Origin of the sequence: Aneurinibacillus thermoaerophilus (genome assembly GCF_900099925.1) — a bacterium.
In the GTDB taxonomy this organism is placed as follows: domain Bacteria; phylum Bacillota; class Bacilli; order Aneurinibacillales; family Aneurinibacillaceae; genus Aneurinibacillus; species Aneurinibacillus thermoaerophilus.
In genome coordinates, this window is the sequence record NZ_FNDE01000018.1 from 40123 (window position 1) to 62398 (window position 22276).

Annotated in this window: 23 protein-coding genes, 3 pseudogenes and 1 riboswitch; of the genes and pseudogenes, 13 read left to right on the forward strand and 13 right to left on the reverse strand. The window is 39.4% G+C overall.

Annotation, left to right across the window (positions count from 1 at the left end; genetic code table 11):
* Positions 1–23 precede the first annotated feature (23 nt).
* Positions 24–1349 (reverse strand): phenylacetate--CoA ligase PaaK, encoded by a 1326-nt coding sequence (gene paaK, locus BLR88_RS10410; RefSeq protein WP_057898555.1) that lies wholly within the window; start codon positions 1347–1349, stop codon positions 24–26.
* An 88-nt stretch (positions 1350–1437) separates the two neighbouring features.
* Entirely contained in the window at positions 1438–2223 is a 786-nt protein-coding gene (locus BLR88_RS10415) for an enoyl-CoA hydratase-related protein (RefSeq protein ID WP_057898554.1), read from the reverse strand.
* 557 nt (positions 2224–2780) lie between these two features.
* Here BLR88_RS10415 and brnQ point away from each other — a divergent pair.
* Complete coding sequence (gene brnQ / locus BLR88_RS10420; protein ID WP_091260606.1) at positions 2781–4118, forward strand: branched-chain amino acid transport system II carrier protein; 1338 nt, start codon at positions 2781–2783, stop codon at positions 4116–4118.
* 31 nt (positions 4119–4149) lie between these two features.
* Here the strand turns inward: brnQ and BLR88_RS10425 are convergent, their stop codons facing one another.
* Positions 4150–5481: a TolB-like translocation protein gene (locus tag BLR88_RS10425; protein ID WP_091260608.1), complete on the reverse strand. Its 1332-nt coding sequence runs from the start codon at positions 5479–5481 to the stop codon at positions 4150–4152.
* A gap of 312 nt (positions 5482–5793) precedes the next feature.
* Between BLR88_RS10425 and BLR88_RS10430 the strand changes: the two genes are divergently transcribed.
* Positions 5794–7335 (forward strand): spore germination protein, encoded by a 1542-nt coding sequence (locus BLR88_RS10430; protein WP_057898552.1) that lies wholly within the window; start codon positions 5794–5796, stop codon positions 7333–7335.
* A complete protein-coding gene (locus tag BLR88_RS10435; protein ID WP_091260610.1) occupies positions 7332–8441 on the forward strand; it encodes a GerAB/ArcD/ProY family transporter in 1110 nt (369 codons plus the stop codon). Before BLR88_RS10430 ends, BLR88_RS10435 begins: the two co-directional genes overlap by 4 nt.
* Positions 8442–8529: 88 nt before the next feature.
* On the opposite strand, the gene BLR88_RS10440 is transcribed toward BLR88_RS10435, so the two are convergent.
* From BLR88_RS10440 to BLR88_RS10455, 4 genes and pseudogenes are all read right to left on the reverse strand, one after another.
* Positions 8530–8844: a DMT family transporter gene (locus BLR88_RS10440; protein ID WP_057898550.1), complete on the reverse strand. Its 315-nt coding sequence runs from the start codon at positions 8842–8844 to the stop codon at positions 8530–8532.
* 16 nt (positions 8845–8860) lie between these two features.
* Entirely contained in the window at positions 8861–9214 is a 354-nt protein-coding gene (locus BLR88_RS10445; protein WP_057898549.1) for a DMT family transporter, read from the reverse strand.
* A 32-nt stretch (positions 9215–9246) separates the two neighbouring features.
* A complete protein-coding gene (locus BLR88_RS10450) occupies positions 9247–9822 on the reverse strand; it encodes a TetR/AcrR family transcriptional regulator (RefSeq protein ID WP_057898548.1) in 576 nt (191 codons plus the stop codon).
* Between the two features lie 110 nt (positions 9823–9932).
* A pseudogene (locus tag BLR88_RS10455) lies at positions 9933–10094 on the reverse strand (metallothiol transferase FosB); the annotation flags it as partial.
* A gap of 441 nt (positions 10095–10535) precedes the next feature.
* Here BLR88_RS10455 and BLR88_RS10465 point away from each other — a divergent pair.
* Positions 10536–11882 (forward strand): glycosyltransferase family 2 protein, encoded by a 1347-nt coding sequence (locus BLR88_RS10465; RefSeq protein ID WP_091260614.1) that lies wholly within the window; start codon positions 10536–10538, stop codon positions 11880–11882.
* 257 nt (positions 11883–12139) lie between these two features.
* Here BLR88_RS10465 and BLR88_RS10470 read toward each other — a convergent pair whose 3' ends face one another.
* Positions 12140–12454, reverse strand: a complete 315-nt coding sequence (locus BLR88_RS10470) for a hypothetical protein (RefSeq protein ID WP_057898546.1) — start codon at positions 12452–12454, stop codon at positions 12140–12142.
* A gap of 8 nt (positions 12455–12462) precedes the next feature.
* Positions 12463–12547, reverse strand: a riboswitch (cyclic di-GMP riboswitch).
* Between the two features lie 401 nt (positions 12548–12948).
* On the opposite strand from BLR88_RS10470, the gene BLR88_RS10475 reads away from it, so the two are divergent.
* Together BLR88_RS10475 and BLR88_RS10480 are read left to right on the forward strand one after the other, a co-directional pair.
* On the forward strand, positions 12949–14145 hold the full coding sequence (locus BLR88_RS10475; protein ID WP_057898545.1) for a beta-ketoacyl synthase N-terminal-like domain-containing protein: 1197 nt from the start codon (positions 12949–12951) through the stop codon (positions 14143–14145).
* On the forward strand, positions 14093–15358 hold the full coding sequence (locus tag BLR88_RS10480; protein ID WP_175493603.1) for a sensor histidine kinase: 1266 nt from the start codon (positions 14093–14095) through the stop codon (positions 15356–15358). Before BLR88_RS10475 ends, BLR88_RS10480 begins: the two co-directional genes overlap by 53 nt.
* A 176-nt stretch (positions 15359–15534) precedes the next feature.
* On the opposite strand, the gene BLR88_RS10485 is transcribed toward BLR88_RS10480, so the two are convergent.
* Positions 15535–15768 (reverse strand): hypothetical protein, encoded by a 234-nt coding sequence (locus tag BLR88_RS10485; RefSeq protein ID WP_057898543.1) that lies wholly within the window; start codon positions 15766–15768, stop codon positions 15535–15537.
* A gap of 322 nt (positions 15769–16090) precedes the next feature.
* Between BLR88_RS10485 and BLR88_RS20135 the strand changes: the two are divergent.
* The 5 genes and pseudogenes from BLR88_RS20135 to BLR88_RS10510 form a co-directional block, all read left to right on the forward strand.
* Positions 16091–16227: pseudogene (locus BLR88_RS20135) on the forward strand (IS110 family transposase); the annotation flags it as partial.
* Positions 16228–17202: 975 nt separating this feature from the next.
* Positions 17203–17937 (forward strand): AzlC family ABC transporter permease, encoded by a 735-nt coding sequence (locus BLR88_RS10495; protein ID WP_057898540.1) that lies wholly within the window; start codon positions 17203–17205, stop codon positions 17935–17937.
* A complete protein-coding gene (locus tag BLR88_RS10500) occupies positions 17927–18238 on the forward strand; it encodes an AzlD domain-containing protein (RefSeq protein WP_082705952.1) in 312 nt (103 codons plus the stop codon). Before BLR88_RS10495 ends, BLR88_RS10500 begins: the two co-directional genes overlap by 11 nt.
* A gap of 223 nt (positions 18239–18461) precedes the next feature.
* Entirely contained in the window at positions 18462–19409 is a 948-nt protein-coding gene (gene gntB, locus BLR88_RS10505; RefSeq protein ID WP_057898539.1) for a guanitoxin biosynthesis L-arginine gamma (S) hydroxylase, read from the forward strand.
* A gap of 71 nt (positions 19410–19480) precedes the next feature.
* Positions 19481–19864 carry a YmaF family protein gene (locus BLR88_RS10510; RefSeq protein ID WP_082705951.1) on the forward strand — a complete coding sequence of 128 codons (384 nt, stop codon included), beginning with the start codon at positions 19481–19483 and terminating at the stop codon, positions 19862–19864.
* A gap of 405 nt (positions 19865–20269) precedes the next feature.
* Here BLR88_RS10510 and BLR88_RS10515 read toward each other — a convergent pair.
* Positions 20270–20458, reverse strand: a pseudogene (locus BLR88_RS10515) (DUF3850 domain-containing protein); the annotation flags it as partial.
* Between the two features lie 100 nt (positions 20459–20558).
* Here BLR88_RS10515 and BLR88_RS10520 point away from each other — a divergent pair.
* Positions 20559–21098 (forward strand): ferritin family protein, encoded by a 540-nt coding sequence (locus tag BLR88_RS10520; RefSeq protein WP_236781989.1) that lies wholly within the window; start codon positions 20559–20561, stop codon positions 21096–21098.
* Here BLR88_RS10520 and BLR88_RS20375 read toward each other — a convergent pair.
* Both BLR88_RS20375 and BLR88_RS20380 read right to left on the reverse strand, forming a co-directional pair.
* On the reverse strand, positions 21085–21219 hold the full coding sequence (locus BLR88_RS20375; RefSeq protein ID WP_257721589.1) for a hypothetical protein: 135 nt from the start codon (positions 21217–21219) through the stop codon (positions 21085–21087). The genes BLR88_RS10520 and BLR88_RS20375 overlap by 14 nt on opposite strands.
* Positions 21220–21253: 34 nt before the next feature.
* Positions 21254–21376, reverse strand: a complete 123-nt coding sequence (locus tag BLR88_RS20380) for a hypothetical protein (RefSeq protein ID WP_257721588.1) — start codon at positions 21374–21376, stop codon at positions 21254–21256.
* Between the two features lie 176 nt (positions 21377–21552).
* Here BLR88_RS20380 and BLR88_RS10525 point away from each other — a divergent pair, with 176 nt between their 5' ends.
* Complete coding sequence (locus BLR88_RS10525) at positions 21553–21921, forward strand: DUF5412 domain-containing protein (protein ID WP_175493604.1); 369 nt, start codon at positions 21553–21555, stop codon at positions 21919–21921.
* A 73-nt stretch (positions 21922–21994) separates the two neighbouring features.
* On the opposite strand, the gene BLR88_RS10530 is transcribed toward BLR88_RS10525, so the two are convergent.
* A partial coding sequence (locus BLR88_RS10530; RefSeq protein WP_175493605.1) for a transposase occupies positions 21995–22276 on the reverse strand: 282 nt, incomplete at its 5' end.

Here is a 22276-nt window from a genome sequence, read left to right on the forward strand (position 1 = left end):
AAAAAAGATAAATCAAACAAAAACTACGACAGTACCTTGTTACGATTATCGACGATGCGCACCGCCTTGCCTTCACTGCGCGGAATCGTATTCGGCTTTCCTAGACACAACCTGACAGACACGCCCAGCGTGTTCTTCATTTCATGACTGATTGCTTTTACAAGACGTGCTACTTCTTCATTTCCTTCCAGCGTCACAACCTGGCTCATGTATTCTGGCGTTGTTTCACAATGAATTTCAAAACTGTCCAGCGGGCCTTCGCGTTTAATAACAACCTGATAGTGTGGAGCAAGCTGTTTAAATGTAAGCAGCACCGATTCAATTTCAGTCGGAAACACGTTCACCCCGCGAATAATAAGCATATCGTCTACGCGACCTTTAATGCGGGACATACGCATGCTCGTCCGTCCGCACTTGCACGGTTCCGGATTCAACGACGCAATATCTCCGGTGCGGTAGCGAATGACCGGGAACGCCTGCTTAGTCAGCGATGTAAACACAAGCTCTCCTTGTTCACCATATGGCAGCGGCTCTCCGGTTTCAGGGTCCACAACTTCGGCAATAAAATGATCTTCCACGATATGCAGGCCATCCTGTGCCTCATAACACTCAATCGAAACGCCAGGTCCCATTACTTCGCTCAATCCGTAAATATCCACCGCTTTAATGCCGAGTTCTTCCTCCAACTGTGCGCGCATCTCTTCGGACCACGGCTCCGCTCCAAAAATGCCGTATTCCAAGCTCGTCTCGCGCGGGTTGAGCCCCTGCTTCTTCATTTCTTCCACAATGTTAAGAATATATGACGGCGTACCGGAAATGCCGCGCGGACGAAAGTCCTGAATCAGCGTAATCTGACGGGGCGTATTACCGCCAGATACCGGAACAGCAACGGCTCCCAAATATTCAATACCATAGTGCAAACCGAGACCGCCCGTAAACAAACCGTAGCCATACGCATTGTGGAATATATCACCTGGGCGGCCTCCCGCACAGCAAATGGCGCGAGCCACCATTTCCGACCAATTCTCAATATCTTGTTTCGTATAGCCAACGACGGTCGGTTTGCCTTTCGTACCAGAAGAACCGTGAATGCGCACAATATCTTCCTGTCCGACCGCGAACAGGCCAAACGGATAATTTTCGCGCAGATCGGTTTTCTTCATAAACGGAAGTCGGCGCAAATCCTCTAGCGACTGAATATCTTCCGGTTTGATGCCCGCTTTGGCAAACGCTTCCCGATGAAACGGCACGTTTTCGTACGCACGCTTTACCGTCTCTTTCAGCCTTTCAAGTTGCAGTTCTTCCATCTTTCTCCTTGACATCGTTTCCATTTCCTTATTAAAAATCATACTGCTTCCCTCCTTATTCTGCCCTTCAAACGTTTGCGCTTACAGTTTTGAATTACAAATATATTCAGTCATTTTTTGTCATATTCGCTTACTCCCCTGAGAACACGGGCTTTCTTTTTTCACGGAACGCCTCCAGCGCTTCTACTCGGTCTTTTGTCGGGATAATGACTTCATACGCTTTACTCTCCAGATCGAGCCCTGTCTGCAAATCAACGCTGCTTCCCTTATCGATCGCGTATTTCGCTTGATACACGGCGAGCGGCGCGTTGGCGATTATTTCTTCTGCCAGAACCCGCGCTCTCTCCCGCGCTTCTTCAACCGTCTCAGACACTCCGTTTAAAATCCCGTATTCATATGCTTCGGCCGCGGTAATCTTGCGCGCGGTCAAAATTAATTCTTTTGCTTTCGATGGCCCAATTAGACGCGGCAATCGCTGCGTACCACCTGCTCCCGGAATAATGCCAAGGCTTACTTCAGTCAGTCCCATTTTTGCATCCCTTACCGCAAACCGGAAATCGCAAGCAAGTGCCAGTTCAAAACCACCGCCAAACGCAAACCCGTTAATTACCGCAATCGTCGGTTGAGGCATTCGCTCCAGCGCAGAGAATACGTCTCGAATTTTACGCACATTTCGGCGCACCTGCTGTTCATTGAGCGTACGGCGCTCTTTCAAATCGGCCCCGGCGCAAAACGCCCGCCCTTCCGCCGCTACCAGCACAACACGAATATCTTTCGGATTTTGTGCAATTTCTTCTACAATTTCTCCCAGGCGGACAAGTGTGGCATAATTCAAAGCGTTCAATTCATTTGGACGGTTTAGCTTTATTGTCGCGATATACTGTTCTCTCTCAAGCACTACAGTTTCCGTTTCCATGCACACCTTCCTCTCTTCATCTTTTGTGCAGAAATCACACAAATTTTTATGACAAAAATTTATATAACGTTATTTTAACGTAAATTATAATTTTAGTATAATTGCACTGTAAATATAGCGTCAATAAATTTTTATTATTTTTGCAAGGATAAATATATTATTTTATCGAAAAATTCCACCCGATCCATCTGTTTACAACAAAAGAAACACGCTCCACATAGAAAAGGTAAAGAGTGCGCGCAGCCCCTTACCCCTATCGAAAAAGCCCTTTACTTCAATAATTTTCGCAATCGTAATCAGTTTTTCAAGCATCCTTTCTGTAGGTATCCCCAAGTTCATGATTCCACAAATTTAATATCAAAAAGATTATTCTATTTTTAAAATTTAAAATTTCATTTCTACACTTGTAATAAACTGCGAGAGATTGATATAATCCTGCTATTATTTATGAGTAAAACAACAGGCAAGTTTGTTACGATTCATGTCCTCGCCGCACGGCATCAGGAGCACGCTCAAGTTATTCAATAGAAGAACAGAACAAAGAAGGTGATTGGACATTGAAGAAGTTCACGAAGAAACATCTCATATTTGTAAGCTTTATGTTGTTTTCCATGTTTTTCGGGGCTGGTAATCTTATTTTCCCCGCTTTTCTCGGCTTTTCCGCTGGCGAACATGTTTGGATTTCTCTTACCGGTTTTATTCTATCTGCGGTCGGGTTGCCGATTTTGGGAGTCGCCGCCGTCGCCAAAGCCGGCAGTTTCCAAACGCTTGCCCGCCGTGTTCACCCGGTGTTTGCCTTTATTTTTCCGCTCATTATTTATCTGTCCATCGGACCGGGACTGGCGATTCCGCGCGCGGGAAGCCTAGCGTTTGAAATGGGGGCAGGGCCGCTGCTACCTGAGGATTGGGCCACCGCTCCAGCCGTTCTGCTCATCTACACGGCCATTTTTTTCGGACTGGTGTTCTGGCTAAGTCTTTCGCCATCTAAACTGGTGGATCGTTTCGGAAAACTATTGACACCCATTGTCTTAACACTTATTTTCATCATTTTTATCAAAAGTCTAACAATGCCGACAAGTGCGACTGGTACACCGCAGGGAGATTATGGACCTAACCCGTTTTTCCAGGGATTTTTGGATGGATACTTGACCATGGACGCGCTAGCATCGCTCGTCTTCGGGATTGTGGTGGCAAACACGCTGCGAGCGAAAGGGGTAGAGAACAAGAAGAAATTATCCACCTGCGTTATGTATGCCGGGTTTGGGGCCGGATTACTGCTAGCAGCCATTTATCTTATTCTTGGATTCCTCGGTGCCTACGGCGGTCCCTACGGACAGGTAGAAAACGGGGCCCAAGTCCTCACACATGTTATGGCTCACTTGTTTGGCCAGAGCGGCACGATTCTGCTGAGTGTTGTGTTTACCTTGGCTTGTTTATGTGTATCCATTGGCTTGGTCACGTCATGCAGTCAATTTTTCACAAGCGTCTTTCCGCGTGTTCCATATAAAACATGGGCCATCATTTTCTGTGTATGGAGCATGGCAACCGCAAACCTAGGGTTGACCGAAATTTTGAATGTATCCGTTCCGATTCTTGGTGCCATTTATCCTGTCGCGATCGTACTCATCGTTTTGGCACTGGTTCATGATTATATAAGAAGCTATTCTTCGATTTACATCGTAACCGTAACATTTGTCGGCCTTTTCAGTATGGTTGATATGATAAACACAGCGTTCTTGGCACATAAATGGAACATGGTACTGGTAAAATTTCCGCTGTATGCACACGGGATCGGCTGGCTTGTGCCCGCGCTTGCCGGAGTGATCATCGGCTATACCATTGACTTGATGAAGCACCCCGGCAAAAGAGCGCCTGTCGAAAAGGAAGCAGCGTGAAAAGCGGCGCATGCTCTGAACAATGAAACGTTCAATCTTGATAAACGGAAAACGTTGCAGGCAAAAAATTGCCGTAATATCCTGGATTCCAATCAATCCCGCGTATCCATTCTACAGGTTTAGAAGCAGAAAAAGATTGAAAATACAGCGAGCCAACAGGTTGTTTACTTAATGATGAACGCAGAAAGAGGAAACCTTTGCCGTCCGCGAGCGGTACCGCATGATAGTCCGTAACCGTTCGCGCGGCTGAAGTTACCGCTTGCTCATTCCCATCGCTCGTCCTTTGCCAAATGCGGCGGTTTTGGTAATCGTTCCACTTCGTGACCGGGCCACGTATAAAGAGAAGACGCGCCGGAGAGGAAGGGCTCCAAACAGGCTGAATATCCGCTGTTCCTTTCTGTCCGGCTTGTACAATCTTCCCGGATTTTGTATCAAAAATACAAAGCGCTTTATCGCTTACTGCTTCTCTCCCCTCTCCATCGATGTAAGCGAGCTGTGTGCTATCAGGTGACCAAGCAAACCAAGCGGGATATTTCAGTCCTCCCCCAAGCGCAATTCGCTGTTTCGTTTTTATATTTATTGCTTCAATGTCATTGGCATCAGCGGACATTGAACCAGAGTTCGGCCGAATAAAGTAGGCAAGATACTCTCCATCAGGCGACCATTTCATGCCAACAATAGCCGATGAATATATTTCTTCCTCCGCTTTTTTTGTTTCGCCGATATTAAATAATACACTGCTTGTTCCATCGAGCGCGACACGTTCCACCGTCATTGGGTGTTGCTCCGTTCTCATATATGATACCGTGAGGCTTTTTCCGTCCGGATGCCAAGTAAAGTCTTCTACATACGGCCTGTCAGACACAATGGCAGTAATTACAGGTTTATCCCCTTTCAAATTTGCGACTTTAATGGAGCTATACCTCTTATCTTCCGGTTTACTAAAATGGGATGTCATATAGGCAATCATAGCACCTGTGGGCGACCAAGCCTGATGCCCTTCAATGATGTCCGCATCTTTTTCTACTAAGCGCCAAATTTTTTTGGTCGGGTTGACAACCCACAGCTCTTTTGTATGATCATAGTCTTCTTTCTCTTCCCACATGTAAGCGAACCATTCTCCTGTCGATGACCAACCGATAGGGGATGCGATACCTTTTTTCGTTAATGGAACAGGTTGCGCGCCTGCCTGATACCCATTTACAAACCAAAGGGAGTGTTGATTTACAAAAACGACTTTTGCAGGAAAATACGCCTGCTGTACCCGTGCTGGACTATTTGCTGCCGCGACAGCGGAAATAGAAACCGAAACGAGTAACATGAATAAACATATAAGAAGAAATATTCGCAATTTATAAAACATGTTTCCATCTTCCTCTCTTATGATATGTTAACCTCTATAAGCCAATCTTTATAGGGTATAGATTAACACTTCATTCATTCTCCAAGTTAGAAATAAAATCCTTTTAAAAACAACATGTAGTACGCGCCTTATGAGTTTTTCTTCGTTTACAGAAAGTGCCGTCTGAAAGCCCACGGTTTTAAGCAAAAACAAAGACCGTTCTCCTTCAATCTTATTAAGGATAATACAGTAGAAGCATCTCTTAAGTATATCTATTTATCTAATTCCCTATAATAAACAATATGAAAATGCGCTCACAAAAAAGGTGAAATCATGTCTTTCTTTCGTTATTTTTTGCGGGGTAAACAAGCATTTCGCAGGCAGAAAAAGGATCATGATCTCTTACACAGTATGATCGCCTCTTCTGCCTCCATAAATCTCCAGCATGTATCCATGCTCTTTAGCGGGATTCCTGAGTTTACGATCCGTGAGATTCCATTGAAAACAGGACAGAAGTCTATTCTTGTGTATATGGATGGCCTGGTAGATAAAAACGTCATTAACACGGATATTCTGCGTCCGCTCTTATATGGAGAATATAATGAAAAAGATTCTCTGGAGTCTGCTGTAACAATAGGGCAGATCAAAAAAGTCCAGAAATGGTCGGAGATTGAACAAGCCCTCCTGATTGGAAAAAGCATTCTTTTTATTGATGGACATGACTCTGCCCTTGAACTTGAAACACAGAATTGGCCGGAGCGGGCGATTCAGGAACCACAGGCGGAATTGTCAGTCAAAAACGGCTCACATCAAGGGTTTATTGAAACAGCCGCTCAAAATATTGCCATGATTCGCCGCTACATCCCAAGCCGGGAATTAAAAGTGAAAGAATTAATGATCGGGGAACGAGGACGTGTAAAAATTTCGCTGCTTTACCTGGAAGATGTGGCAAATCCACAAACTCTTCAAGAAGTCGAAAGCAGAATTACATCGCTCCATGTTGATACGATTCTCACCACTGGAGAGTTAAAAGAACTCATTGAAGATAATCTGTATACACCTTTTCCGCAGCTTACCGTGACGGAACGTCCGGATACAGCATCCTCTCATCTCCTTGAAGGGCGAATCGCTATCGTTGTAGACCGCACGCCGGGTGTGTTAATTGGGCCGATGACCTTTTCTGCTTTTTTTCAAACGGTGGATGATTATAATATAGGATGGCTCGCCGCTTCGTTTATCCGACTCCTGCATTTCGCTGGATTTTTCATCGCGATTTTTACACCTGCTTTCTATATCGCGATCATTTCCTTTCATTACGAAGTGATTCCGCTTGAATTGCTTTTATCGGTTGCAGAATCACGGAACCGGGTTCCTTTTCCACCTCTATTCGAAGCGCTGCTTATGGAACTTGTACTTGAAATGCTTCGGGAAGCAGGGGTCCGGCTCCCGACGCCCATTGGTCAAACCATAGGCGTTGTCGGTGGAATTGTCATCGGACAGGCGGCGGTTCAAGCCGGACTTGTAAGCAATATCATGGTCATTGTCGTATCCATCACCGCAATTGCTTCTTTTATTATTCCAAATATAGAAATGTCGAATGGGATACGGCTGATTCGTTTTCCGATGATGCTTCTCGCTTCTGCTTTTGGCATAGTGGGTATCATATCTGGAATGATGGCAGTTTTCGTTCATTTACTCTCTTTAGAATCCCTTGGAGTACCGTATAGTGCCCCCATTTCGCCGTTGCGTCTTTCAGATATGAAAGACACGTTTGTTCGTTTACCGATACAGACGATGAAGAAGCGCCCTGTATCGATTCGGCCCAGCCAATTACAACGGCAAAGGAATAGAAAAAAAAGCAGGGAAGATCAATGAGCAGACTCGTCAAGAAAGAAATAACATTACTCCAGTATATTCTGGCTATTCATGGCACCCAGGTAGGAACCAGCATCCTAACTCTTCCGGCTGAAGTGGCTAAGACGGCAGGCACGGACGGCTGGATCTCGATTATTATCGGATCGATCCTCGCTACAATCGTTAGCTTATGTATTGTTCATCTTATGGCCAATCATCCAGGGGATACCATGCTTGAGCTGATGACACGGTATCTGGGAAAAGGACTGGGAAAAGCCATGATGGTGATCTGGATGTTATATTCTTTATTCGCTATCACGGTCATTCTTTTTGTTACCATATCCATTATTCAAATATGGATTTTGCCGAACACGTCCAGTTATTTAATCGTTACCCTGCTTATGATTAACACCTATATGATTATACGTAGAGGTGTACGGTTCATCGGACGTTATGCCGAGTTTGTTTTTTTCTTTACGCTCGGGCTGCCAATATTATTAATCATCCCGCTCAAAGATAGTCACTGGGTTTATCTGCTGCCCATATTGAAAGAAGGATGGATGCCGATCCTTTCTGCGGTGAAAACGACGACCGTTGCCTTCCTTGGATTTGAGTTGGCGTTTCTTTTCTATCCTTATCTAAAAAATAAAAAAGCCGCAGCCAAAGGGGTTGTGATTGCCAATGCCCTTACCCTGCTTGTTTATCTCCATATTACGTTAAGCTGTTTTGTTTATTTTAGCCCAGATGAAATTACGCAGTTTTTATGGCCCACGCTTACACTTGTCAAGCCGATCGAGTTTCCATTTCTCGAACGAATGGAAATTATCTTTGTAGCATTTTACATTTTTCTTTTTTCAACCTCGTCCATTCCCTACCTTTTTTTTGTTACGGATACCTTTTCTCAGTTGTGTAATAAAAAAGACTGGCAGCTGCCGTACCTTTTGTTGCCGCTCTTTGTGGTTGTTTTCTTCTTCTTCAAACCATCCTATAAAGTGCTTGAACTATGGGAAGAGTGGTGGGGGTGGATAAGTTATTTCACCGCCTATGCGTTCCCGGTTATCTTTCTTTTTTATGTTAAAGGTTATACACATTGGAAAAGGAGGAAAATCGATGATAAAGCAGGCTAAATTCATCCTAGCATGCCTTGACATGCGAGGATCAGCTTAATGACCCTATCTTTAGTCTAAAGAAAAAAGAGAGGGCCAATTAAGAAGTTCATGAAATGAATTTTAGTCCAATTGCCGCCATAAGAACCATACTAATAAACAAAACCCGACGCCATTCTTTTGATTCCCCATATATAAACATACCGACAAGCGCGCTTCCTACCGTGCCAATCCCAGTCCAAACGGCATACGCCGTTCCCATGGAGATCGTTTTCATCGCCTGAGAAAGAAAGAAAAAGCTCAAACAAAATCCCCCAACCAGTATGGCAATTGACTGCCAATTTTTTTGTTTATTTACTTTATTTATTCCTGTTACGCCGACCACTTCGAAAGAGCCGGCTAGGATAAGATAGATCCAACCCATTATCCTCTGTCTCCTTTCATTTCCCTTCCGCTTCAGCTCCAACGTTATCTTCCGATTCTTTCGTAACAACCTTCAGCCCAATTACGCCTATCAATAATAATAAAATAAGCAACACTTTCACCCATTGAAACGGTTCGCCAAACACAAGCATCTCCATGATTACGGTTCCAGCCGTTCCGATTCCTGTAAAAACGGCGTATACGGTGCCAACCGGCAGTCTGCTTGAGGAGCGAATCAACAAATCAAAACTAACGTAAATAGCTATTATCGTCCCAACCCATGTCCAAAAATTATAAGCATGCTTGAGTCCGATAACCCATGCGACTTCAAAAAAGCCGGCAATCAATACCAATATCCAGTTTCGGTTCATTCCATTGCCTCTCCTGTGTTTTTCTTTATTATTCATATAGATAATCCGCGCCAATACAAATACCAGGAAGCATGTAACCTTCTTATGAATCGTTCCGTTCCGCCATATAACATTTCCACGAGGAGCCCGTCAAGCAAACCCATGAACGCGACAGCGGCCCGCTCCGCACCGACAGAACGAATCTCGCCTTCCTCTATCGCTTTTTCAAACACCGGAATAAGAAGACCTTCGAGTTTATCCAGATAAATGTAAACATCGTGCATGACTTCATCGTACAAGTGGGTTGGCGGAAAAAATGTGATGCGTAGCAAAAATTTCGTTCTGTCATCATGCTCATACCGTGCTTTATACTGGCTCAAAAAGTTATACAAACGCTCGTGTAAAGGAATGTTTGCATGACGCGCAAAAAAATGAGTTACAAACTCCGCTTCATCACTAATAACATCCTCGATCACCTTTAGAAAAAGATCGTCTTTTCCTTTAAAATGTGCATAGATCGATGGCTTTTTTATCCCCACCTCATCAGCAATATGTGCAAGGGAAGCCCCTTCATACCCATGTCTGGCAAAATGAGCGAGAGCGACCTTTTTTATGCGATGGATCGTCATCTCCCGTTCACCTCCCTAACGTTCGTTAGTTCATTTTTACACAGATTTTCTAGAAAGTCAACGGACAGAGAATAAAACGTTCTTGTTCCATACTACCGCTGTTCTATCTTTTACAAACCAAAAAATTCCATATGATGCTTTTCACTTCTGTAATAAGATAATCGGTCATTCAAGTTACCTGTGTGAAATTCGAATTTATGTCCATCAGGGTCTGTAAAATAAACGGAACGTTTGTCTTTTTCATCTCTGTCTCTACCCGGAAGAATATTGACGAATACCTCCCAACTAGAATTTTGAATCATTTAGTTTTTCCCTTTTTAATAGTTACGCTAAATCACTCAAAATTCCTGCTTATTAGTGAAATGGCTACGTTCATTCTGCTCCGCTTCTATACAAATCCAAGTACAAAAGCAGCTCGTAAATCAGCACTAATGACCACCACAATCACAAGCGCTTTCTTCTTCGCTGTATATCTCGGTGCTGTAGGCCGCCCCATCTTCCTTAGCGGTTCTGCTGAGCCACAAGTTATGAAAGATAAGGAGTGGGTTTTCTTTTTCAATATAAAGTGGTATGATTATGTATGTTCGCCTTTCTTATGGTTGTTTGATCGTACTTACATCATATAAGAAAATGGCGAATTTTTGTTTTTTCTGATTGAGAATGATTCAACAAGTTCATTAGATAAAAAATAAAGTTTTCCTACAAGAGGTACTATGCATCCAGACATTCATTCTAATACAAATACTAAAACAATAAAAAAAATTTACATTCCTGTAAGTACAAAATTTTGGCTAAGTCATTTTATCGCTTTTTTGTGGATGTGCTTTTCCATTTATATTTCCATGCCTTGGTTAAAGGATTTATCAAGTATTATTTCTTTTCCTTTCGCTCTGCTCATTATTATAGGAATTTCATATATTCCAGGATATATGAACGCTTTTCTTGTTGCAAGCTTAGTCTTTGATCGACAGCCGCCGTTCAAGAATGAGTTTTCCACCGATTCTGTAACCGTTCTAATAGCTGCTTATAATGAAGAAGAAAAAATATTTAATACATTAAGATATCTTTCAAAGCAAGATTATAAAGGTAAAATAACTACGATGATTATTGATAACGGTTCAACTGATAATACTGTTTCCGAAATACTAAAAGCAAAACAGGAACTAGACTTGGATATTGCAATTTTTCACGAAGAGCATCCTGGAAAGTTTCATGCTTTAAACAAAGGACTACAATATGTTACGACTCCATATGTAATTACACTAGATGCAGATACATTATTGCATCCATCCGCTATTCGTTATATCGTAGCCAGAATAAAAAGTAGTTCAGAAGAGATATGTGCAGTGGCAGGCTCTATTCTTGTTAAAAATAGTCGAGATAATATATGGACAAAGATACAGGAATGGGATTATTTTTTAGGAATTGCTTCTATTAAACGGCTTCAGGGTTTATATCAGGGAACACTTGTTGCACAAGGAGCCTATAGCATATACAAAACTTCATGCCTCAAAGAAATCGGGGGATGGCCTAATGCAATCGGTGAGGACATTGTCTTAACATGGAGACTTTTACAAAAAGGGTGGAAAGTTTATTTTGAACCATTAGCAGTAGCTTTTACAGAAGTACCTACCAGTTTGAAACACTTTGTTCGTCAACGCTCTCGTTGGGCTAGAGGAATGATTGAAGGGCTAAAGGAAATTAAACCCTGGGAACAACCCCAGCTATATACAAAATACTTAACCTTTATTAATTTGATTATGCCTTATTTGGACTTTGCATACACATTCTTTTGGATTCCTGGCCTTGTTCTTGCATGGTTCGGTTACTATTGGATTGTTGGACCTATGACATTACTCGTTTTACCTCTCACTTTAATAAGCTATAGTTTCCTTTATTTCTTTCAAAAAAAATATGTTTTTACCTCCTTACATTTAAAAGTTCGTAAAAACTTTCTCGGTTTTCTTTTATTTGTTCTTTTTTATCAAATGATTATGTCACCCGTTTCAACATATGGATATATACAAGAAGTGTTCAAACTACAAAGGATATGGAAATAGCAGCTGCATTCTACAAAAGCACCCAGGGCTGAAAGTTTCGCTCTAGATGATAACCGTCTTTATGTGACGGGAAAAAATGAATCATGTAGAAAAAAGATAGCTGTAGCTGATACCGATGGTTATAGAGCAAAGCCTCGCCACCCAAATGGGCAGCGGGGCATTATTATTTTTGCTGCACTCTTCCTCTAAATACCCCGACAATGTTTTAACATGACACTACAGAGAAATCTAATTCCAATGGTAGGCATTCTAACATTTTATCTCAAACTATTTTCGTCTATCATACGCTTAATTCTCTCTTTTGCTTCTTCAATATCCAATTCAACACTACTAATGATATCTAACCAATGTTCCTTCTGTTTTTTCATCGTAAAAAATATGGTTGGTTTTTCATGTTTAAGAATAGTGATTAGTTCTATTATTGGTAATGTTTCCCCAATCGCTTTCTCTCTAAGCAGACCTTTAAAAAAACTAGTAAAGATATAATAATGCTGTGACTCATCATGGTGTTTCTCTAGAAGTTTATAAAAATCCACTATCGCATCAACAACTCGATACATTTTTCTTCTCATATATTCCTCCTGGCAACTGGCTGGCATATCTTAAAGATAGAAGCCCCTATAGTTTTGCGTCCTTATCTTTCAATAAGTTTACCTTTTTCAGCAGGAATATATTATCACTAAAAACAAAGCGATAATAGGTATAAAGACATGCAAAAATTGCACCTATCTGACACGGCCCCTTCGCTTATCTTCTGATACTATCATCATACTCCCCCTATTTCAAAACAGCGCCCATCCAATCAAAAATCAGGCCATTTATCCCCGGATTAATTTAATCAAAGATATAACAGCACCATATACCCCCTAAATCATTGAGCGGTTAACTCAAAATAGTTTTATGTCTACTTCGTAACATTTATAAACATAGACCATCCTATGCAAATATGTACTCAAGGGGACAAATGGTGAGTGATAAATGGGGTTCCAAATTATCGTTTACTGATCTTATTTTCTTAGATAAAATTTATGTATATTTTATTTAAATTCCAAAGGAGGAATAATATGTGAAAGGGGAGAAAGTCGTTATCACAGGATATGGAATCAAAGTTCCAGGTGGATATAATGTAAATCACTTTGCCGATACTCTTTTAACGGGAAAAAGCGCTCTAGACCTTTACATAGGAGAAGGAACGGAAGGAAAAAATATCGCATTCGGGGTTGTACATGATAGATTAGCAGAAATACAGAATAAAAAGTATAGAAGATACCCTAGGATCAGTCTTCTGGCTATGTCAGCCGCAAAGGAAGCGCTACAAATGACAGGAAATATCCATTTAGATCAATATAAAACAGGAATTTTCCTCGGAACGGCTTTAGGGGGAACCCTAGGATACGATGAGATTGTCGTTCTTGCCCAACAGAATAATCTGAAAGATATGCCTGTCAGTGGATGTGGGATCGTCCATTATCATAGCTTAGCTTCTTCAATAGCAGAGTTTCTAGGGGTAAATGGAGTTACGAGAACCGTAGCCACAGGATGCGCAGCAAGCATTGATGCCATCCAGGATGCCATTATGTATTTGCGTTCTGGCGAGTTAGACATCTGCATCGTAGGGGGGGCCGATGCGCCTATTTCTAAAACAGTGATATATGCCTTCGGAAAAATAAGATGTTTATCACAAGACAAAGAGCTACATATGATGGGCGTTCCATTTTCAAAAAAGAGCGGAGGATTTGTCATCGCTGAAGGAGCAAGCGTATTAGTGCTTGAAAGAGAATCGAGCGCTCTGAAAAGGGGAACAAAGATTTTAGGTGTCATTGACGAGGTCAGTACATCAAACGATGGAAAAGGAATATTTTTTTCAGACAGCGAAGGGAAACATTTGCTTCGTGATTTAGAAAAGGTAACTAAACATAGAAAGCCTACATATGTCAATAGCCAGGCACTTGGAATGAAAGAAAACGATAGGATTGAAGCTATCAACCATATGCAGTTGTTTGGTAAAGATGTTCCTATTACTTCTATAAAAAGTATAACCGGTCATACGTTTGGAGCAAGTGCAGGAGCACAAATGATTTCTTCTCTTATTGGAATGGAACGGAATTTCATTCCTAGTACAGTGAATGCGGTTCGAGAGGATTATCCGGAACTGTCTATTGTATATGATACCATTCAAACGGAAGTTGACAGTTTTGTTGTTACTTCTCATGGATACGGTGGAAATAATGCTGCTATTTTCATCTCTAAATACCCATTTTAAAAAATTCATACTTACTGAGGAAGGAAAACGAATGATTGAAACACATAAGGATAAAGAAAAATTGTTGTATTTAATTATCGAAAAAGTTCCAAACATGATCGAAGCGCATATTCAAAATATGCTACAAAAAACAGAAAACTTCCATAAAGTTATTGAAGACCTTGAAGCCTATAGAACTTCTTTATATTCAATATATACTACTGTGGCGAGAATATTATTTAAAGAGAATGAGGAATATATAGAAGCGCTACAACAGCTGGAGAAAACAGGCTATGAAGTAGGGCTTTATTTTGGAGAAGTAAAAGAAATGAATCGAGAAACATTCCTCCAGCTAACACATAGTATTCGAATACATTCTTTTGATTATGTTTGTTCTTTAATTAATGTTCATCTCTCCAAGCCAGAAGAACGCTCTTTTCTGATCTCTAGGCTTTTTGAAATTCTAAATGCGAGATTTAACAGTTGTGTCAACGGCTTCCTTTCTGCAAAAGATAAACAAATCCATTATTTGCATAATCAAAAACTATCAATTATGGGGCAAATGGCAGCGGGCATGGCTCATGAAATCAGAAATCCGCTTTGCAGTATTAAAGGTTTTCAACAACTGATGAAACGAATGGTCCTTAATAAAACAGCAAATACAAATAATTTTTTGAATTACATCGATATTTGCATTAACGAAATTACAAAAATCGAAAACCTGGTGTATGATTTCCTTTTGTTAGCGCGTAAAGGAGACAGTAGAAAAAGAAGCTGGGAAAAAGTAAATATCAATCAAATTTTCCAAAAAATTCATGCGTTAGCTGCATGCTTTGCATTAGAAAAGAACGTTACTCTTCATTTATCTCTGCCATCAACTACTCTTTTCACCTATGGAATCTCTTCATATATCGAACAAATCATGCTTAACATTATCAAAAACAGTATCTCTGCGCTACATCCTGGAGGACTCTTACTCATCAATTTGTATCCTTCGATAGACAGCAAAGAAGCGATTTTAACTTTTGTCGATAATGGAATAGGGATTCCGGAAAATCACATAAATAAAATTTTTGAGCCCTTTTTTACAACGAAAGAAGACGGAACGGGATTAGGTTTGTCCATATGTAAAAGGTTAGTTGAGGAAATGCGAGGAAGTATTCTGATACAGTCAAAAGAAAAAGAGGGAACAACTGTCGAGATTCGTTTGCCCTTAGTTCCCCATGTCATGTAGATCCTTATTAATATCTTCAACTAACACATAATTCTTTTCACCTATTTATAAGCAACATTAATTTACATAACTTTAACTTGTATATATTTTTTAACCAAATATAACAAAAGCATCCTGTTCCAAATTGGAATAGGATGCTTATGGAATAGAATTAAAATTTATTCTTTTTATCCAAATTAATCACTGAAATTTTCAAACAGAAACTTTAACTCTTTACTATCATAAATCTCTCCATTACTAATGAATTTTTCAACTTCTACTGTACCATCTTCCATAAACTCTATTTCCCACCGTTGACCTGGAACGGCTACCTCAACCATAATTGCTTCATTCCTCACTTTACCTAGCTTATAGAATATATGATTTTCCTCTAATTTATTAAGAAAACGAATCAACTCTTTTAGATCCAACAAGCCTTCCCTCCATCTTAAGTATAAATTCTTACTCTTCTACTTCGTTCGTTGTTGAAGTGATGTTTTCAAACATTTTTCTTTTCGTTCCTTTTTAAGCAACAACTAAAAAAAAATAGGCAGCACCTATTTTTTTAATGGTTACTTATATATATATCAGGAAAATATTGTGTAGTAAATACTTTTCCTGGTATAGTGTGATTTAACATAAAGTAGCGAAAAATTCCTTTTCTCTATAGGTGGGAGATGAATCGCTTCTGCTTTTTTATCTATAAAAAGTATCTTTCATATAAAAGGAGCATTCCTGTAATGAATGAAATATTCGCCAACGCAGAACGATCCGAAGAATGCACGTGTAATCGCACATCTCATAAAAGCTGGACGGTACTCCGCACCCATTTTCCGACCGGTGTTTATGCCGAACTACGGGAAGCTGTCAAAATACGAGACCACATCTCTTGCAAGATTCAACGCATTCCAGTCAAGGTGCATATCATTGCTAAAGTCCATATTCGGCACACTAGGCTCTGGCTTAACGTCCTGATAAAAAGTCATGTAGGTCAATAGTAATGAAAAACAGTGAAAAACGACAAAATAGTAAGAATAAATAGCATGATGTACGTTTTCATTAGTTTTCAATGGATATGATTGCCGCTTTCATGGAGATGGACCACCTTTGTCAAGAGAGCCCCATAAACATGATAATAAATGTAAAACATATTAACACAAACTTGGTATTTAGATAAAAAGTGAGGGAGTAAAAATGGCTTCTACATCCAATGTCATTTATTTAAGACAATATAAAGCGAGAAAGAAATTTCATCATCTAAAGAAAATTATTTTTTCCAAAGATACATTGTTCGCTATATTCTTCATTATATTTATAGTAGTATTGCTTATAGTAGCGGGTATTGCAAGTTATTATGATTATTCCTCCCCTTTATTTGATAAAATAAGTACTAATATTGCCGACATATATACCTTTGAACTAAAATAAGCAGCCGGAGAAATTTATTCGTTGCTTTAGTTTACGATTTAGTCGCAGAATGCCTCTCATTTCAATGAGGGGCATATGGTTACCTCCAAATATAAGACTTACTGTGTAAGTCACAGGTTGTCGAAAAAGTCTTGGCAACCTGACAGTCACCTTAATATAAGATGGCTGTTTTTATTTGGTTATAAAATAAACGACAAACGATAACAAAGTCTTATTTTTATTAATTCACAGCAAAATTTTTTGCATCTACTCTGTTTTTATCAAATTATAGCAAATTTTTTTGCGTCAACACGCTTAATTTTTTGCATTTCAATATATTTGGTAATATTTAACCGCATTTTTATACTCTAAATTTACTTTGTATTATGAATATTTCTGGAACGAATTTTGCATAAATTATTATTTATTATTTATATACCAAAAAGGAGGGAAACTACATGGAATTGTTAAGAAATAATTCAAAGCAAATAAGTGACCAAATTATGGACGCACCTGATAAAAAAAAGCAATTTCTATTGGGGGCGAAGCAAATCCTACCCGTCGCGTTAGCCGGTACTATCGATGGATTAGTGTTTGGTCTTCTTGCGAGGCAAGCAGGATTCAGCGTAACAGAAGCCGTGTTGTTTTCATTTTTAGTTAATGCGGCATCATCACAATTTGCCACTTTGGGCTTTATTTCCCAAGGTGTAGCAGGATTTCCTATTCTTATATCTACTATGTTGTTAAACGCACGGCAAATATTGTATGGATTATCTTTAGGACCCCACTTTCGAGATATTCCCATCTGGAAACTGATGGGTGCAGCATGGATGTTAAATGATGAAACCTATGCTCTTAAATCAACCTATCTATCACAAGGAAAGAAAACAAGTCTTCCTTTTTATTGTGGAGCTGGAGTGGTTGATTTAATGATTTGGACCCTCAGCACATTAATTGGGGCTGCTTTTGGTACATTGATTTCAGAACCTCAAAAATATGGACTTGATTTTGCTTATATTGCAACTTTTATTGGATTTCTGGCAATCAATTTAAAATCAACATTTTATGTAAAGACAGCACTTGTTGCCTCTTCTCTTGCATGTTTGGGGTATCACTTAAATGGAGTGACATTATCGGTTATTTTGGGAACTTTTAGTGCTGTAATAATGGGGGTTATTTTTGATGAACGATAAGCTAATATTATACATCTTACTAATGGCAGTAATAACCTATCTAACAAGATTTCCAATGCTTGTCTTAAGTTCTCGTGTAGAAATGCCTTCTTGGGTTCAACGTGGGCTTAGAATGGTTCCTGTCGGGGTTTTTAGTTCATTAACAATTCCGCCAATTCTCTTTCATACACCTGCAAACATATGGAATCCTGAGTATATGGTAGCTGGAGCCTTTGCTTTATGGATAGGATTATGGAAAAAACAAATTGTACTATCTTTGTTAGTAGGAGTGGGCTGTCTTGTTTTGTGGAGAATAATATAACACTATTCATGTTATCTCCTTAATATTTTAAATAATAATCATATTCGAAAGGGGAGGTGCCGAAGAGCAAAAGAAAGGAAGTGAACTTCTCCCATAAGGGAAGTAAAAATATGAAAAGTATATTGTTGGTAGATTTATGCTTGCACCTTAGAATCATCGAATACTATTAAATGTTAAATTAGCAATCTACACAAAGTAATTATTATGTAGAGGGGTGTAAGTAGTGGTAAATTATAAGTTTTCAGAGGAAATAAAGGCACAATTACTACCGCTTCATGAATCTAACAACTATAGAGCCCTTATCGGTTTACTATTTGACTTTTTAGTCATATTTGGAGCTATTATGCTTGGTACTTACAGTTGGTATCTATATCCTATTTCTGTATTAGTTATCGGCGGAAGACAAAAAGCTTTAGCAACTATTTTACACGAAGCAGCTCACTTCTCTCTAGCAAAAAGTAAAAAACTATGTATTTTTTTGGGTAAATATTTCTCAGGTTACTTAATTGGACAGGAATTTTATAATTATAGGGATTCACATGTAGCAAATCATCATCCTTTCCTTGGGGACAAAGAGAAAGATCCCGATTACAAATATCATTTAGATATCGGATTATATAGTGTAAAAGACAAAAAACATTTTTTATTTAAATTTGTATTGAGACCTTTTTTACTATTAAGTTTAGCCCACTATGCATATTATGTTTTTAAGTATAGAATGTTTAAGTTCAAAAATATAAAGCAATTTGTAAATATGAGTATATACTGGATAGTATTATTATCAGGTATTATTTATTTTGATTTATTTAACTACTTTATCTTATATTGGATTATACCTTACTTCACCTCTTTTATGGTTATAGGATGGTTTGTGGAGTTAGCAGAACATTATCCCCTGGTACATGAAAATAAAGTGAGCCTGTATATGACAAGAAATAGATTTAGTCATTGGATCGAAGCATTTTTCTTAAGTATTCATGCTGAAAATTATCATCTTACCCATCATTTGTGGCCAACGATTCCATATTGGAACCTTGCAAAAGCGCATAAGATCATGATGCAGGATAAAGCATATAGAGAGGCAAATCTACAAATGGGTGGCGTTTTTCTTTCGTCAAACCAAAATCCTCCATTTATAAAAGATTTAATTAAAAAAGACATCTGCCTATGATAATTGTCCAAACCAAAGAGAAAAGACAAACATACGATACCATAAGACTTTACTTCAAGGGGGGCATCTTTATGAATAAAGAGCCTGCAAACATAAAAAGTTTTAAAATAAAAAACAAAGCGAATAGCAAAATACATGCAAAAAAACGGATACAAACACATACACACGAATTTTTAGGTAGTACCAAGTTGGCAGAAGCAGGGGCTGACAGACATAACCATCGTTTTGCAGGAGTTACAAGCCAAGCAATCCGCAGAGGTAATAGCCATGTACATGTAATAACCGTTAATACTGATTTTTTTAATCACCTGCATCAAATTAGAATCATAACAGGTCCTGCTATTCCTGTCGGTAACGGAAAACATGTACACTTTGCCAAAGGGAGAACTACACTGAACGATGGCCATGTCCATAATTTTGAATTCTCCACCTTAATTCAAAGCCCCCTCATATAGTGGAAACTTATAACAAAGCGGCTCTCTGGTGCACTAGAGAGCCGCTTTGTACATAGCTGAGATTACGAAACATCACAGTTATCGTTCATTATTATGACATCCCATCTCTTCAAATTCCCTGTCAAACTCATCAGCATCACGCATAAACGTCTCCACTTGCTTTATGGACCTCCCCCACTTACCATAGGTTGAAGTAGGGGTTTCTGAACTATCCACTTCGATAGAACAGGCGATCAGCGGGTTGTCGCTAATCTCACAGACACGTGCCGTCTGCGAGGGGAATCATTCAGCAACACACCCTTACGGGCGTAGGTCGGAACAAACCATCTACTACTTCTCGCTTAGGCGATCCGTAGATACGTGGGTTTCTGTGGACACCTTCGACGTCTCCAAGGTAGACTTCGTTCACTTGCTGGGCGACCATTGCGTATAATCGGTCATATACGTCACCGCAGTCTCTACTTCCCGTCCGGTATACTCCTGCTTGTCTGGGTCAAACTCTTTCAATACAAGCGTATTTCCTTCTTCAAATCCCCGATCATTTTTCCAAATCTCAAACTTTTTTCGGCCATCCAGCACTGCTTGGAAATATTCAGGCCATGTTTTTTATTCGTACGTTTTCATTGTTCCTTCACCGTTTACGGCGCTTACACATAAGATATTAAATAATTTTAGTCCTAGGAGGAATTTTCTTATGAAAATCTATCCTGATTATACAATGCAGGCATATCATCTATTATATCCTTTGATGTTCCAAAACACAGTGACACCTATACAGTACCAAGCTCAATCTTCCTTGCCTTCTTCATATGCGATGTACCAAACGAATTTACAAGCCGTTCTTCCTCTTTTACAACAAGCAATACAAGGAGAACGTAACGACGAACTTTTTTACGATTACCTGATTCAAAACGCTCCATCAAATCAAGACAAAGAAATCATTATCTCCATTCGTGATGATGAAAGACGTCATCGTCAAATGTTTAGGCAGATGTACTATTCTCTAACAGGTCAAATGATTGGGCCAAGCGATAGCGAATCGTTTGAGAAACCAGCCAACTATCTTTCTGGAATCGAAAAAGCCATATTTGGTGAACTAAGCGCAGTAGAGCTTTATCGCAAAATTTACTTTATGATCCCGGGTACAGTATTCAAAAATATGGTGTTTGAGATTTTAACCGACGAGATTAAACATGCTAGTAAATATAATTTTCTGTATGCTAAAAACAAATAGGTTTGTAACGTTCCTGTGTTCTAGTCAAGGGAACCTTTTTTGTATTCCCCATCGGACTCCCGGCAGGCAACCGATTTATGCTATTTACTTCTGGTGCTTCTTCAAAAAACACTTCACTCATACTTCGATACCTCCTATATTCCAGATTTGATTTGCTACAGCCAGATAATCAATCGGTACTCGTCCTGTTCAAACCTCATAGGCGTATATCTCGAAGTCATGCAACGGAATCCTTTTTCTTCCCCGGCCACGCCGGTTTTTTTCGTGCTTGCATCCATATAAATGCATAGTCAGGTTTCGAGTTCTTTAGGATAAGCTGGCCGTTTTTCATATATACCTTCAGCACGTGGTAATAATTCTATTAATATGTTAAAATAAGGAAAAAAGATGAAGAAAAAATAAATACTTAGAGATGATATGAAACTTTGTTTCTCCACTATTAAGGAGGTTAGTTATGTCTGTAAAAAAGAAAGTTTTATGGAGTTTGCTTATATTAATCCTTGTATTTGTTGGAATTATTGGTTATCTATACTATTTTCTCTTCTATTCCATGTCTCGTCTTCCTGAGGGAGATTTTATAAAACAAGTAGATTCTCCTGATAAAAGACATACCATAAAAATGTACATTGTATATGGAGGTGCGACTGTCGCGCCAGCCGTTCGAGGTGAACTCATCACAAATAAAAAAGAAACAAAGAAAAATATTTATTGGGATTATAGAACATTAGATACAAATGTAAAATGGTTGGATAATGATACGGTTTCTATAAATGGTCACGAAATTGATGTAGAAAAAGAACTATATGACTATAGAAGAAAATAGTTTACAATTATGCGATTTATATACAATTAAAATCATATTATCATTCATATTTATATACATTCCAATTGACAGTTTAACAGCCAATACGACCAATACGACGTAGTACTCGTTCTGGACAAGATTGTGTAAAGTCTAAAAATCGCTGAACCGCCTGTTCAATCTCCGATTGATTTTTGTGAAACACGTTTGAAATGACACTATCTTTAAGCCAGCGCCAAAGCTTTTCAATTGGATTTAGATTGGGTGAATACGGCGGCAAAAACAATAAGTAGAGTCTCTGATGATGCTCTTTTAGAAAAGGACGAAGCAGTTTGGCATGATGAATATGGGCATTATCGATGATCATAATGACCTT